At 70.1% G+C, this 12,472-nt stretch carries 17 protein-coding genes and 1 riboswitch; of the genes, 8 read left to right on the top strand and 9 right to left on the bottom strand.

Annotated elements, in window-relative coordinates; translation table 11 throughout:
• The 3 genes from H0X00_RS14710 to H0X00_RS14700 all read left to right on the top strand — a co-directional run.
• The coding region (locus H0X00_RS14710) for a hypothetical protein (protein WP_293772356.1) at positions 1–487 on the top strand (487 nt) is incomplete at its 5' end.
• Between the two features lie 191 nt (positions 488–678).
• Entirely contained in the window at positions 679–1,530 is an 852-nt protein-coding gene (locus H0X00_RS14705; protein ID WP_293772354.1) for a hypothetical protein, read from the top strand.
• Positions 1,531–1,679: 149 nt separating this feature from the next.
• Positions 1,680–2,600 (top strand): hypothetical protein, encoded by a 921-nt coding sequence (locus H0X00_RS14700; protein ID WP_293772352.1) that lies wholly within the window; start codon positions 1,680–1,682, stop codon positions 2,598–2,600.
• Here the strand turns inward: H0X00_RS14700 and H0X00_RS14695 are convergent.
• Positions 2,584–3,201, bottom strand: coding sequence for a hypothetical protein (locus H0X00_RS14695; protein ID WP_293772350.1), 618 nt, complete (start codon positions 3,199–3,201; stop codon positions 2,584–2,586). The two genes, H0X00_RS14700 and H0X00_RS14695, sit on opposite strands and share 17 nt — an antisense overlap.
• A 200-nt stretch (positions 3,202–3,401) precedes the next feature.
• On the opposite strand from H0X00_RS14695, the gene H0X00_RS14690 reads away from it, so the two are divergent.
• Complete coding sequence (locus H0X00_RS14690) at positions 3,402–4,451, top strand: methyltransferase domain-containing protein (protein WP_293772349.1); 1,050 nt, start codon at positions 3,402–3,404, stop codon at positions 4,449–4,451.
• Between the two features lie 18 nt (positions 4,452–4,469).
• On the opposite strand, the gene H0X00_RS14685 is transcribed toward H0X00_RS14690, so the two are convergent.
• Positions 4,470–4,907 (bottom strand): hypothetical protein, encoded by a 438-nt coding sequence (locus H0X00_RS14685; protein WP_293772347.1) that lies wholly within the window; start codon positions 4,905–4,907, stop codon positions 4,470–4,472.
• Between the two features lie 206 nt (positions 4,908–5,113).
• On the bottom strand, positions 5,114–6,028 hold the full coding sequence (locus H0X00_RS14680) for a diiron oxygenase (protein ID WP_293772346.1): 915 nt from the start codon (positions 6,026–6,028) through the stop codon (positions 5,114–5,116).
• A gap of 92 nt (positions 6,029–6,120) precedes the next feature.
• Between H0X00_RS14680 and H0X00_RS14675 the strand changes: the two genes are divergently transcribed.
• Entirely contained in the window at positions 6,121–6,801 is a 681-nt protein-coding gene (locus H0X00_RS14675; RefSeq protein WP_293772345.1) for a TetR/AcrR family transcriptional regulator, read from the top strand.
• A 3-nt stretch (positions 6,802–6,804) separates the two neighbouring features.
• On the opposite strand, the gene H0X00_RS14670 is transcribed toward H0X00_RS14675, so the two are convergent.
• Positions 6,805–7,227, bottom strand: a complete 423-nt coding sequence (locus H0X00_RS14670) for a hypothetical protein (RefSeq protein WP_293772343.1) — start codon at positions 7,225–7,227, stop codon at positions 6,805–6,807.
• Positions 7,224–7,808, bottom strand: coding sequence for a TetR/AcrR family transcriptional regulator (locus tag H0X00_RS14665; protein ID WP_293772341.1), 585 nt, complete (start codon positions 7,806–7,808; stop codon positions 7,224–7,226). Before H0X00_RS14665 ends, H0X00_RS14670 begins: the two co-directional genes overlap by 4 nt.
• 82 nt (positions 7,809–7,890) lie before the next feature.
• Between H0X00_RS14665 and H0X00_RS14660 the strand changes: the two genes are divergently transcribed.
• Entirely contained in the window at positions 7,891–8,409 is a 519-nt protein-coding gene (locus H0X00_RS14660) for a DUF664 domain-containing protein (RefSeq protein WP_293772340.1), read from the top strand.
• 1 nt (position 8,410) lies between these two features.
• Entirely contained in the window at positions 8,411–9,136 is a 726-nt protein-coding gene (locus tag H0X00_RS14655) for a (2Fe-2S)-binding protein (RefSeq protein WP_293772339.1), read from the top strand.
• Here H0X00_RS14655 and H0X00_RS14650 read toward each other — a convergent pair.
• The 4 genes from H0X00_RS14650 to H0X00_RS14635 form a co-directional block, all read right to left on the bottom strand.
• The gene (locus tag H0X00_RS14650; protein ID WP_293772337.1) at positions 9,133–10,002 is read right to left on the bottom strand and encodes a CbtA family protein; all 870 of its coding nucleotides are present in this window, start codon (positions 10,000–10,002) and stop codon (positions 9,133–9,135) included. The two genes, H0X00_RS14655 and H0X00_RS14650, sit on opposite strands and share 4 nt — an antisense overlap.
• Positions 10,003–10,037: 35 nt before the next feature.
• On the bottom strand, positions 10,038–10,187 hold the full coding sequence (locus H0X00_RS14645; RefSeq protein ID WP_367186637.1) for a CbtB-domain containing protein: 150 nt from the start codon (positions 10,185–10,187) through the stop codon (positions 10,038–10,040).
• A gap of 106 nt (positions 10,188–10,293) precedes the next feature.
• Positions 10,294–10,428: riboswitch (cobalamin riboswitch) on the bottom strand.
• 44 nt (positions 10,429–10,472) lie between these two features.
• Positions 10,473–10,610: a hypothetical protein gene (locus tag H0X00_RS14640; protein ID WP_293772334.1), complete on the bottom strand. Its 138-nt coding sequence runs from the start codon at positions 10,608–10,610 to the stop codon at positions 10,473–10,475.
• Positions 10,611–10,615: 5 nt separating this feature from the next.
• The gene (locus H0X00_RS14635) at positions 10,616–11,506 is read right to left on the bottom strand and encodes a hypothetical protein (protein WP_293772332.1); all 891 of its coding nucleotides are present in this window, start codon (positions 11,504–11,506) and stop codon (positions 10,616–10,618) included.
• A 160-nt stretch (positions 11,507–11,666) separates the two neighbouring features.
• Between H0X00_RS14635 and H0X00_RS14630 the strand changes: the two genes are divergently transcribed.
• Positions 11,667–12,472: FAD-binding oxidoreductase (locus H0X00_RS14630; protein WP_293772330.1), on the top strand; the 806-nt coding region annotated here is incomplete at its 3' end.

Here is a 12,472-nt window from a genome sequence, read left to right as displayed (position 1 = left end):
CGCCAGCGGTGGCGACTCGGGCAGCGGGGACGCGGCCGCGACCACGGGGAGCACGGCGACCACCAGCCCGACGACCGGCAGTGCCCCGGGCGACGACGGCCCGGACCGCGGGGAGCGGGTGCGTCACATGGTCGTCAACGGCGAGCCGCTCAGCGACGAGCAGGGCACGTGCATGGAGGAGAATGCCCCGCCGCCGCCCTTCGCCCAGGGCGAGCGCCCGACCCGCGAGGACATGGGCGACCACCACGAGCAGGTCGAGGCTGCGATGGACGAATGCGGCATCGAACATCCCGAGCCGGGTGAGGGCGAGGAGCGTGGCTTCGCCTGCCGGGTCGAGCGCGGCGGACCCGAAGGCGGCCCGGAGAAGTTCGGCCGGACCGAAGGCGGCCGTTCCGGTTCCGGGGAGTTGCGCGTGACCGAGCCCGACGGCGCCGAGTACGGCTTCTCCGATTCCGCTCCGAGCGAGGCGGCGCCCGCGAACGCCTAGGCCCAGCGGCGGCCCCTCGGCTCATCCCGAGGGGCCGCCGTGGCGTTGCGAAGGGGAGATCGGTTGATCGGCTTTTGTCCGGGCAAGGCGGGATGACCTCTCACCCGATCGCAGCACCGGCGCTGGTTCGAGCTGTACGGGCGTGGCAGCGTCCGCCCACGTCAGCACACGCATCTCGGGGGGATTGTGCGATGAGCCCGTACGAGCGCCAGATCGATCCGCTGGAAGCCGTGGACGTCAACTACGTGTTGGGGATCCCGGGCCAGGCCACGTCCGACGAGACGATGGAGCCGCTGCTCAGCTCGCCGCTCAGCGCGCAGCGCCTGGGCACCCACGACGCTGCGAGTGAGGTCCTGCCGACCGCGAGTGAACTGCTGGCCCTGGCCGGCATCGAGGTCGGCACCGGTCTGAGCACGGACCTGCCCACGCCCCGGAGCACCGGGCTGGGCTACGACCCGACCCTGGGTTACGACACCGGGTCCTACCTGCGCGCCGAGCGCGACACCGAGATCAGCGCGCTGCTGAATGACTCGGGCAACCACTCCGCTCTGCTGCTTCCGTCGCAGACCGGTCTCGACCCGCGCCTCGGCGTGGGCCTGGCGGGCACCGCCCTCGCCGGTGAGGACGGCCTGCGCCTGTCCGTGGTCACGGTCGTGCTGGCGGTGCTGGCCGGTCTGGGCTCCGCGATCTCGGTGGCGGCCTACGCGGACGGTGACGGCCCGTCAGCCGGGCAGATCGCCCGGGCCAACGGGGCGGCCACCAGCCAGGTGCTCGCTCAGGACCTCGGCGTGGTCATGGGCACGTACACGAGGGGCGGACTGCCCGTCAGGCTCACCAACACCGCACACCGGTCGCTGGCCTACAACGTCAGCATCGAGGCGCTGGACGCCGCCGGTCGACGGATCACCGCCGACGTGGCCTTCGTCGGCACGCTGGCCGCCGGTCAGTCGACCGTGGTCACGCTGTTCTCGGGTGCCACCGGGGGCTCCGCTGCCGAGCTGGTCGGGTCGCAGTTCCACATCGTCGAGGCGTCTGCCTACTGAGCTCCGACCGGTTCGGCGCTGAGGCGTTCGCCACAGAAGTTTCGCAACGGGGGCACGATCGGCTCGGCAGGTTCGCCTGCCGGGCCGATCGTCGTTTCCCCGAATCTCGTGGATACATCCACGAAACGGGAGCCGGTGACCATGGCTCGATGAGCCCCCGCTCCCTGATCGCCCTCGGCCTGACGGCCGCCCTCGCGCTCGGCCTGGCCGGCTGCGGCGACGACGACGCCTCCGCTGCCGATCGCTCCTTGAGCGAGTTCGACCTGGTCGTGGTGGCCAGCGAGATCAACGACCCGCTCGCTGCCGACCTCTACGGCATCATGCTGGATCCGCTCACGGCGGTCCGGATCACCACGGACAAGAAGATCTCGGCCGTCGCCGCCACCGGAAACCAGGTTGTGGTGGCAGCAGCCGACGGACGGGTCGACCAACTCGCGTTCGTCAACGTGACCGGTGAGCTCACCGAGATCCCTGGACTTGGGCGGCCCTTTGCCTACAACCCCTCCTTCGTCGACGGGCACACGCTCATGTTCGACGACGTGCTCGTGCCCGAGGAGGGCGTTGAGGTCAACCGCACTGTGCTCTGGGACGAGGACGAGCAGGCGAAGTCCGTGCTGTTCCAGACCACCGACACCCTGATCGGGTCCACTCCCGGTCCGGACGGCCAGGTCGCCCTGATCCGAACACGCAAGAGCGGGGAGTCGATCGTGGTCCGTGACGCCGCCGGCGCCACCAAGGAGGTCCCGGTCGACGGCGACGTCGGCAAGCTGAGCTGGGGGCCGCGCTACATCGCGGTCGGTCTCAACAACACCGAACGCAAGGCCGGCGCCGACCCCTCGGTGGCGCTGATCCTGTTCGACCCGGTGGCCGGCAAGCAGCTGCAGCTCGGTGGTTCGCAGCCGATCGCCTGGACCCCGGACGGGAGCAAGCTACTGGTCCGCAAGACCGGCGACGGTGGCAAGAGCCAGCTCGCCTGGTTCGACCCGGAGAACCCGGACGCGCTCGGTCAGATCGGCGGGATCAGCGGATTGGTCATCTACTCCGGCGCCTGGATCAAGGGCGTGAGCTGACCGACGTGGACGAGCCCTCACCGGCCGCCTCGCCATCGGTTCTATCGGTGTTGTTGTCGTCGGCGGGGGCCGGCGCGCTACTGGCTTCGGCCTCCTCGGCGACGGCCTCGGCCAACTCCGCGTCGGTGACCGCACTCACGCCGTCGTCTGCGTCGGAGTCGCCCGAGTCGTCCCGGTCGCTGCCGGCGGCATTCCAGTCGGTCATCCGCTGCGGGCAGGCCAGACCGAGCCGCAGCGCCACCTCGTCGCCCAGGTACTTGGCGTTGGAGTAGGACTCGGTCTCCTTGGTGTGGTCCATCTGCGCGGTCCGCATCTTGGCCAGGTCCTCGGCCGAGGTGTGACACAGCGCGTTGAGGGCTGAGCTGAACCCCGCCAACGGAAGGAGCACCTCGGGCCGCAGGCCGAGCTCGTCCGCCGCGGCGAGGTAGTCCTCGTAGTCCACGTCGCTCCACGCGAACGGGTCGAGCGGGGTGGGCTCCGGGGTCACGGTGGGCAGGACCACGAGAGCCTCATCTGACGCGGCGTCGGAACGGTCGTCGGTGCACGCGCCGAGGCAGGCCAGCAGCACGACCGCAACCGCGGTGAGCATGGTGCGACGCATGGACAACTCCCCCCGAATCGAGGGTAGGCGGGCCTGTGAGGCCCTGTCAGGCAGTTGGGGTCGAAGGGGCGGCAGGGGCCGGGCCGGGACGTTGGTGGTCGGTAAGACCGTGGGACTTCCGCGACGCTACCCGTGGTCATAGCGTCAGAACGATCGAAAATCATGAATTGACCGGCACATTCCCACGGGAGGAGAAGTACATGGACGAGGCCAAGGTCGAACAGTTCATGGGCGGCCTGATCGGTCACATGACCGGTGCAATGGCCTGTTTCGGCATCTGGCTCGGTGATGAGCTCGGGCTCTACCGTGCACTGGTCGACGGTGGCCCGCAGACCGCGGAGGCGCTCTCGGCCGCAACCGGCACCAACACCCGCCTCGTCGAGGAGTGGGGCCGGGGCCAGGCCGCCGCCGGCCTGCTGCAGCGCGACGCCTCCGGCGTCTACGCCATCACCGAGGAGGCCGCGCTCGCGCTGGCCAACGAGGACGCCCCGGTGTTTCTCGCCCGCGGCATGGCGGTGCTGGGTTCGTTGTTCTGCGACTTCGACAAGATCGCGGCCGCCTACCGCGGCAACGGTGCGATGTCCTGGGGCGAGCACGACCAGCACCTCTTCGGGGGCACGGAGTGGTTCTTCCGCCCGGGCTACCGCAACTTCCTGGCCACCGAGTGGATCCCGGCCATGGCCGGCGTCGCGGACACCTTGACCGCGGGTGGTTCGATCGCCGACGTCGGTTGCGGGCACGGGGCATCGGCGGTCGTGCTGGCGCAGGCCTACCCGAAAGCCCGCGTGCACGGGTTCGACTTCCACGAGCCATCGATCCAGACCGCCGCCAAGCGGGCGGCCGAGGCCGGCGTCGCGGACCGGATCACGGTCGAGGTCGCGAGCGCGGTCGGCTACCCCGGCAGCTACGACCTGATCTGCTTCTTCGACTGTCTGCACGACATGGGCGACCCGGTCGGCATCGCGCGCTACGCCCGCGAGCACCTCAACGCCGGCGGCTCCGTGCTGCTGGTCGAGCCGTTCGCCCTCGACGGGGATGCCAACATCACCGAGAACCCGATGGCCGCGCTGCTCTACCACGCCTCCGCGGCGATCTGCACGCCGAACTCCCTCTCCCAGGAGGTGGGGCTGGGGATCGGTGCCCAGGCCGGACCGGGCCGCTTGCAATCGGTCTTCACCGACGCCGGTTTCTCGCAGTTCGAGGTGGTCGCGTCCTCGCCGGTCAACCTGGTGATCCAGGCCCGGGTCTGACCGGTCGTCAGAGCGGTATCAGTTCTTCTTCCGTCCCCGGCGTTCCCGCCGGGCCTGCTCGGCCTTCAAGCAGACCCGGTCCAGGTCGGCGCGCATCGAGTCGCGCATCGAGCGGAACAGCCACCCGCCCATCGGGAACGCCGGGACCTGCTCCTCCAGCCCGCCCTTGTGCCGGATCGTCAGGCCCTTGTCGTTGACCAGGAAGCGCTCGATCTCGGACCAGGGGACCCGGTGCGTGCGTAGCCAGCCGACCACCACGACCTCGTCGCCGAGCAGCACCCGGAGCCGGGCCGCGCGGTAGGAGACCACCGCGAGGACCGCGGCGCCGCCGTAGCCGATCACCCGGTCGAGGGTGTTGTCGCCGACCTGCCCACCCCAGAGCAGGATCAGGGAGACCAGCGCCCAGGGCAGGAAGCTGGCCAATCGCTGCAGGCGGACCGGGGCCAGCGTCTCCACGCCCCAGAGTTTCGCACGTTCTCCCCGCGTACTCGTTGCCCGCCGCCCGCTCAGTGTTCGCCCACGGTTGGGCCGGTGTCGGCTCACGTCCGGCCAAGCTGGACCCGGCACCAGCGCCCCGCAGTCGACACGACGACGACGCCCCCGCCGGAATCCATCCGGACGGGGGCGCCGTTCTCCCAGCCTCCCCAGGTGCGTTGCTGATCTCAGATCAGGTGCGCGCGCTTCCACAGGATCGTGGAGGGTCCGCCGATCAACCCCTCGTCCTTGAGGAAGCCGGTGATCTTCTCGGCCATCCAGCGGCGGGTGTCCCGGTAATGGGGATTGGCCAGGGCCGCGGCCCGCCCCTCGCCGGGCGCGATGCCGACCGAGGCGTACACGCGCGGGTCGATCATCGACTCGATGATCATGTAGGACACCACCGCGCAGACCTGGCGGTGCAGCTCGCGGGTGACGAGGTTCGTCTTGGCCATCCGGTTGGTGACCTCGTCGCGGGCGTAGCGGACGTGCCGCGCCTCCTCGATCACGTGGATCCGGGTCACCTGCCGCATCAACGGCTGGAGCTCGGCGTCGTCCATCATGACCCGCTGCATCCGGTCAGTGGTCTCCTCGGCGACCAGGACGGCGGCGAACATCGACGGCCCACCCATCGCCATCTTGGCGATGCGGGAGAGCTCGTGGGTCAGCCAGTGCGGCTTGTAGCGCGGAACGTCGAGCTTCTCGCACGCCTTGGCGAACATGATCGAGTGCCGGGTCTCATCGCCCAGCTCGGTGAGCGCGTACTGCGCGTGCTGGCTGCGCGGGTCCAGGTCGTAGGCGTAGCGGGCGAGCAGCTGCATCAGGATCAGCTCGAACCACAGGCCGACCTGCATGCCCGAGGAGAACTCGTGCTTGGAGAGCTCCACGCGTTGTTCGTGGCGCAGGCCCTCCCAGAGCTCGGTGCCGTACAGCGACATCCGCTCGAAGGGCATGTAGGGCAAACCGTCGACGAGCGGGGCGTCCCAGTCGATCTCGGTCACCGGGTCGAAGGAGTGCCGGGCCGAGGAGGTGAGTAGCCGGCCCGCGACGTGCTCGCGGTGGCGCTCGGTCTCCAACTCGATCCCGGTCAGCGGCGGGGTCATCAGACCTCCTGTAGGAGCAAGAGTGGTACACCTCGTACCACCTTGTGACTATACGGTACGTCATGTACCACTCAATTGGCTAGAGTTCTGTCGTGACCAGTCCCGAGCCGCTCTCCGGCCAGGCCGCCCGGTGGGCCGGCCAGCGTGAACGCCGGCAGGCGGAGTTCGTGGATTCGGCGCTCAAGGTGATCGCCGAGCAGGGCCCGGCCGCCTCGCTGGAGGACTTCGCGGCGGAGGCCGGGGTGGCGCGCACGCGGGTTTACCGACACTTCACCGATCGGGCCGACCTGGAACATGCGATCAGCGGCCGGGTGGCCGCGATGATCGTGGCCGAGCTGGAGCCGCTCTGGCATCCGGAGGGCTCGGCCCGGCAGATGATCCGGGCCGCGATCGGCGCGCACGTGACCTGGCTGGCCGAGAACCGCAACCTCTACGCCTACCTGCGACGCCACGCCCGGCCCGAGGACGACGCCACCGACCTGGACGGCTACGGCGGCGTGCGGCGGGCGGTCGCCGAGCACCTGGCCGGCCTGTTCGGCACCTACCTCTCGCTGGTCGGCGTCACCAGCGAGACCTCCGCGACGCTCGCCCACGCGGTGGTCGGGATGGTGGAGTCGGTCAGCGAGCACTGGGCGCAGCAGGGTGCCGAGGCTGCCGCTGCGGACCTTGTGATTGCGCAGCTCTCGGACTGGACCTGGGCCCTGATGGCCACGGCGCTGGCCGCGGTCGGTGTCGAGCTCGACCCCGACCTGCCCCTGCCGCCGCTGGTCTAGCGGTTAGTTGGCCGGCGGCTCGAGGTTCGCGGCCATCCGGGCCAGGGCCGCCACGACCGAGGCGTACTCCTCAGCGCTGAATCCGTCGGTGACCTGCGCGCGCAGCGTCGCGACGTCCAGGGACAGCCGGGAGTAGGCCTCCTCGCCCTCGACGGTGAGGCGGTAGAGGTCGCCGTCGATCTCTGCCCAGCCGCGGCGGTTCAGGTCGTCGACGACGTCGGTCTGGGTGACCGAGGCGGCCACCCAGAACGACAGCATCGCCTCGGCCACCTGCGCGCGGGTCTGCGGACCCTCGCGCAGGACGTTCAGTACCTGCCAGTGCCTCCGCCGGATACCGCTGCGTGCGAGGACGCGGTCGAGCGATTCCTCGAGCAGGGTGTCGAGGTGCTTGGCCCAGTAGCCCAGCGGCCGGTCGGTCGGGATCAACCCGTCGGCTTGCGTCCGGTGAGACCCCAGTGCACCAGGCGGCGCGCGGCCGCGGCGTCGGACGGGCCGGCCAGCAGCATGCCGGCGAGGGCGTCGGCATTGCCGGCGACCTCCTTGGTCTTGCCGCCGAGCACCGCGAGCCCACTGGCCGCGTTCGCCAGGACGGTCTGGCCCACCTTCTGGAAGCGCTTGTCGCCCTCGGCCGACGCGGTGTCGATGACCCGCAGCAGGGCGTCGTTCTTCTTGACGAACGCGCCGACCGCCCCGATCGCCTGATCGACCGCGGCCGTCGCGGTGCGGGCACCCGCACCCGCCGTCTTCAGCCCGGCGGACTCCTTGGCGATGTCCTGCGCCAGGGCGAGCACGGCAGTCTCGACATCGGCGAAGTACTGGTAGAAGGTCGCGGGCGAGGTGCCCACCTCCCGCACGACGTCGGTGACCCGCACGTTGCGGTACGACATCGAGCCGAGCAGGTCGGTCAGAGCCTCGAGGATCCGGTCCCGGGTCTCCGTTGCTCGACGCCCGGCGACGCGCTTGTCGACGGTGCGGAGCTTGACTTTCGGTGCGTCAGATTTGGCCACGTGGGGCATCGTAACAACACAATCTGACGAAGGATCAACGACCCAGGCGGATCAATCGCTGTGAATCGCGGGAAGGAGCACGATGGAGATCCCCGACCTGATGCGCGAGCTGTACGGACGGATCGCGCCGTTGTCACGTGAAGCGGTGCAGGATCTGGATGCCGAGGCGCTCAACTACCGGCCCACACCGGAGTCGAATCACCTCGGTTGGTTGATTTGGCACGTCGCGCGGGTACTGGATCATCAGATCTGTGAACAGTCCGGCACCACGCAGCTCTGGGTTGACGGTGAGTGGGCCGGTCGGCTCGGCATGACCGCAGACGCCGACGATCTCGGCTTCGGACATACACCCGAGCAGGTCGCGGCGGTGCGCATCGAGAAGGCGGGCGACGTGCTCGACTACCTCGACGCCGTCGATGCGCGTACCCGCGAGTACCTGGGCAGTTTGAGCGCGGCCGATCTCGATCGCATCGTCGACGCCTCGTGGGATCCGCCGGTGAGTCTGGGTGTGCGGCTGGTCAGCGTCGCCGACGACTGCCTGCAGCACGCGGGTCAGGCGAACTATCTGCGGGGCCTGCTTGGTCACCCCGGCAAGTACTGAGGTGTCGAGCGGGGCGCTCGCGGCGGCGGCCGCGCTCGGGCCCTTCTTCGTGCTGGAGACCGACCCGCCGCCGCGGTCGTCCGCGGACGGTGGGCCCCCGTGGCGCGCCTTCACCGAGCTCACCGACGACCCCGCGGTGACGCGGGCCCGGATCGCCGCGATCCGGGGCGCCATCGCCGAGCGCGGTCGCCTGTCGGTCGACGACGTGCCGCAGCGCGCGGCCGCCTCGCTGGCGCATCTCGGCCTGGTCTCGCGGTTGATCTCGCCGTCACTCGGCGCGGCGGTGCTCGGCGGCGTGGTCCCCGATCTCGACGGACTGTGGTGGCGCGACGTGCTCGGTCCGGTGCCCCTGACGTTGCCCGACCCGCGCGGCGAGGTCGTGGATGCCGGCGACGCCGAGGCGGTCGCCGCTGTCCTCGCCCGCCAGTTCGTGCACGGTCCGGTGGCGCGGTTGACCGCGGCGATCGGGGCCGAGGGGAAGGTCTCGGCCCGAGTGCTGTGGGGCAACGTCGCCTCCGCGGCCGCCGGGTCGGTGCGGATGCTCGGCTCTGCGTCCCCCGCGCACGCCGAGATCGCCTTTGCGGTGGGCCGGCATCTGGTCGACCAGGCGCCGCTGATCGGCCTGGGCGCCTTCACCGGGACAGCATTTCGCCGCAGCACCTGCTGCCTGTACTACAAGATCCCCGGCGGCGGGTACTGCGGCGATTGCGTTCTCGAGGGGCGTTAGATCCCGACGGTCTCGCGCTGCGGCGGCGCCACCCCGGGACGCTGCCCGCTGCGGAGCAGCCGGTCCGCCAGTGGCGCGAACACCAGGCCGATGACGGCCCACAGCAGCGCCTGCGCGGCGACCGAGTAGACCCGGAACTCGGCGAGTACGTCCGCCGGGAAGCCGGGGAACACGATGGTGCCATCGGGGTCGCGCAGGGCCCGTGGGGTCTCGGTGTTGTGTTCGGCCCCGGTGGCCGCGACGTTGGCGTCGAGGTGACCCAGCGGCGGCAGGATCAGCAGCGCGATCGCGATGACCGCGACGAACCCGGCGCCGGCGATCAGGGCGGCGTTCCAGGTCCCCAGACGCAGCTTGAGCTGCTGGCCGACCGCGGTGGCGATCACGGCCACCAGCACCCCGATGACCAGCGTCAGCAGGAACAGGCTGGCCCGGTCGCCGACGGTCTCGTCGTTGCTGGCCGCCGGCGGGTTGGCCGGATATTTGATGAACGGGATCAGCGAGACCGTCACGAACCCGGCCGCCGCGACCAGCAGCGCGAGCGGGCGGGCGCGGATCTGGCCGGTACGGCCCAGGCAGACCGCGTAGGTGACGGCGAACAGGGCACCCATCGCGAGGCCGAAGGCGAACAGGCCGACGCCCAGGCCGAGGGTGGACTGGATGCCGCGGCTGACGACGTCGCCGCCCTCCTCGGCCGGGATCGCGAACCCGGCCGCACGGTCCAGCGCCTCCTGCGCGGCGGCGCGGCCGTCCTCGTAGGCGATCGCCCGGTCGATCAGAGGCTCAGCGAAGAGCAGGGCGAAAATCCACGCGGTCAACCCGCCGACGGCGCCGGCGAGCAGCCCGCTGAAGATGAGTTTCTTCTCCACGGGTGGCTTTCCTATCTGGCTAGTGGCCTCAAGGGCTAGTGGCAGGGGAAGCCGAGGAAGTGCCGGGCGTCGTGGACGAACTCGTGCACCTGGGCTCCGTTGAAGATCGCGGTCGCGCCCTGCTCAACGCCGATGAAGTAGTAGACGATCATCGCCAGCGCGGTCGTGCCCATCAGCCACGTCATGGCGGCGCTGGTGGGAATGACGAGCGGCGTCGCAGCCGTCGTGGTGTGGGCCGTGGGGGTGGTGCTGCTCACGGGTGGCTCCTTCGGGGATCTCGCGTCCCACTGCTTGGGGCGTCGGCGTGAGAGCCGGTGCTCTGACTCGCTCCCGATCACTCGGGAACTCACAGTGGCGCGACCGTGCCGGAATTTCACCGGCTTCCCCGGGCTCTCGCGCGGGTCGACCATACCGCCGACCGTTGCTCAGGGTCGAGGTGAGTTGGTCGTGCACCACCCCTGACGACTGGCTCAGCCGCCGTGATGCGGCGGGCGCTGCCGGCGCAGCCAATCTTCGTGCGCGTCCCCGTCCGGCGGGGTGTCATCGCCCCAGCCGCGGTCGGAGTCGTCCGCGCTGCGGTCGGGCAGCAGCGGGGTCTCGGGGTTCATCGACCTCAGTCCAGGGTGATGATGCGGACCATGCCGTCGGCGACGTAGGTCGAACCGGGGTTGTCCGGGTCCGGGAAGAAGCAGATCAGGGCGTAGGTGCCCGGCTCCACGGAGTAAGTCAGGTACTGGCTCTGGCCCGGGGAGAGGGTGTCGCCGCCGGCGTAGCCGGAGAGCACGAAGGCGCCGTCACCGGTGCCCTTGAACAGGTCCGCGACCTGCTTCTCGGTGGTGCCCTTCTGAACCTCGAGGAACGCGGCCTGCAGCCAGCGGTAGCCCTGCGGGATGGCGTTCTTGATCAGCACGGTGCCGGTGGAGGATATCTTGCTGGCGCCCTTGTACTCGTTGTTCTTGGTCATCGTGATGACCGGCACGCCCTCGGGCAGCGCGGCGGAGTTGGAGCCCGGGGTGATGGTCAGCTTGTAGAGGTGCCCACCGGGCGGGCCGACGTTGTCGCTGAGGAAGTAGCTGCCGGGCTTGAGGTTCACCGTGGCGATGGCGACCGATCCGAGGCTGGCGTTGGCGCCGCCCATGGTGATCGTGTTGCGCTGCATGCGCTTGACGGCCTTCGCGTTGCCCTTGCCACCCTCGCGGTAGAGGCGACCCAGGGCCTTGGTGTCCTGACGCATCTCCCGGACGGTGTAGCCGGGCTTGAGTTGGAACAGGGAGAGGAGGTGGTCGTCATCCTCGGCCAGCAGCCGCAGCCGCAGCGGGCCGGCTCGCTGGGTCAGCGCGCCCTCGACCTCGGTGTGATCCTCGGCGATGGCGAACGTGATCATCGGCGCCTTGGCCGTCTTACTCTTGCCGGTTTCGGACGCGGTGGCGGCACCCATCGGTGCGACCGCCGTCACCAAGGCGACCGCAGAGGTCGCACAAACCAGTCGCAGAGAGGTCAGCATCACGCGCACCTTTCGTCACACAAACCGGGCACCGTGGAACTGCCCGGACCTGGAACGCCCAACCTAACCCGAAATCGCCTTCCCGTGGAGTCCTCCATATGGGGGGAAACTGGTGTCGGGGCCCAGTGCTGGGTGATCGACCCGCCTGGAGACGACGAGCATGAGTGATCTTGCTAATGCGCTGGTCAGTGCGGTAGGGCCCTCGTATGTGCGGACGGTTAATTTGTCCGCACATGGCACGGATTGGACCGGACGTTGGGTCGGACTCAGTCCGGCAGTTGTCGCCCCGGCCAATGTCGCTGAGATCTGTGAGGTCCTCAGGATCTGCACTGACTCCGGAGTGGGGGTGGTGCCCCAGGGCGGCAACACCGGGCTGGTCGGTGGCGGGGTGCCCTACGGCGAGGTCGTGATGGATCTTCGGCGCCTGGACACGGTCGAGGTGGACCCGGCCTCCGGGCAGGTGCGGGCCGGTGCCGGGGCGACGGTGGCCGCGGTGCAGGCGGCCGCTCGCGTGGCCGGGCTGCGCTACGGGGTCGACCTGGCCAGCCGGGACTCGGCGACGATCGGCGGTACGGTCGCGACCAACGCGGCGGGCTTGCGGGCGGTCCGGCTCGGCGACACCCGCGCCCAGTTGATCGACGTCGAGGGGGTGCTGAGCACCGGAACGGTCCTGGCCCGGCGCAGCGGGCTGACCCGGGACAACAGCGGCTATGACCTGCCGCGCTGGCTGTGCGGCAGCGAGGGGACGCTGGCGGTGGTGACCGCCGCCCGGCTGAGGCTGCTGCCGGACCCGGCCGACCGGGCCACCGCCCTGCTGGCGTTCGCCGACGTCGCCGGCGCCGTCGCTGCGGCGGCGGTACTGCGCCGCTCGCCCGCCGTCGAGGTTCTAGAACTCATGCTGGCGGCGGGCGTCCGGCTGGTCTGCGACCAGCACGGCCTGCCCGCGCCGTTCCCGACCGCGTATCC

The organism is Sporichthya sp. (assembly GCF_013815995.1).
Taxonomy (GTDB): domain Bacteria; phylum Actinomycetota; class Actinomycetes; order Sporichthyales; family Sporichthyaceae; genus Sporichthya.
The sequence above is the reverse complement of the archived record's forward strand: the minus strand, read 5'-3'. Positions and strand labels throughout refer to the sequence as shown.

Bases quoted from the DNA above. Each gene is read 5' to 3' on its own strand.
- H0X00_RS14690 (WP_293772349.1), top strand. From the start codon at position 3,402: ATGGACGAGGCCAAGGTCGAACAGTTCATGGGCGGCCTGATCGGTCAC.
- H0X00_RS14645 (WP_367186637.1), bottom strand. From the start codon at position 10,187: ATGACGTGGCTGATGGGCACGACCGCGCTGGCGATGATCGTCTACTAC.
- H0X00_RS14695 (WP_293772350.1), bottom strand. From the start codon at position 3,201: ATGCGTCGCACCATGCTCACCGCGGTTGCGGTCGTGCTGCTGGCCTGC.
- H0X00_RS14640 (WP_293772334.1), bottom strand. From the start codon at position 10,610: ATGAACCCCGAGACCCCGCTGCTGCCCGACCGCAGCGCGGACGACTCC.
- H0X00_RS14680 (WP_293772346.1), bottom strand. From the start codon at position 6,028: ATGACCCCGCCGCTGACCGGGATCGAGTTGGAGACCGAGCGCCACCGC.
- H0X00_RS14705 (WP_293772354.1), top strand. From the start codon at position 679: ATGAGCCCGTACGAGCGCCAGATCGATCCGCTGGAAGCCGTGGACGTC.
- H0X00_RS14635 (WP_293772332.1), bottom strand. From the start codon at position 11,506: ATGCTGACCTCTCTGCGACTGGTTTGTGCGACCTCTGCGGTCGCCTTG.
- H0X00_RS14700 (WP_293772352.1), top strand. From the start codon at position 1,680: ATGAGCCCCCGCTCCCTGATCGCCCTCGGCCTGACGGCCGCCCTCGCG.
- H0X00_RS14660 (WP_293772340.1), top strand. From the start codon at position 7,891: ATGGAGATCCCCGACCTGATGCGCGAGCTGTACGGACGGATCGCGCCG.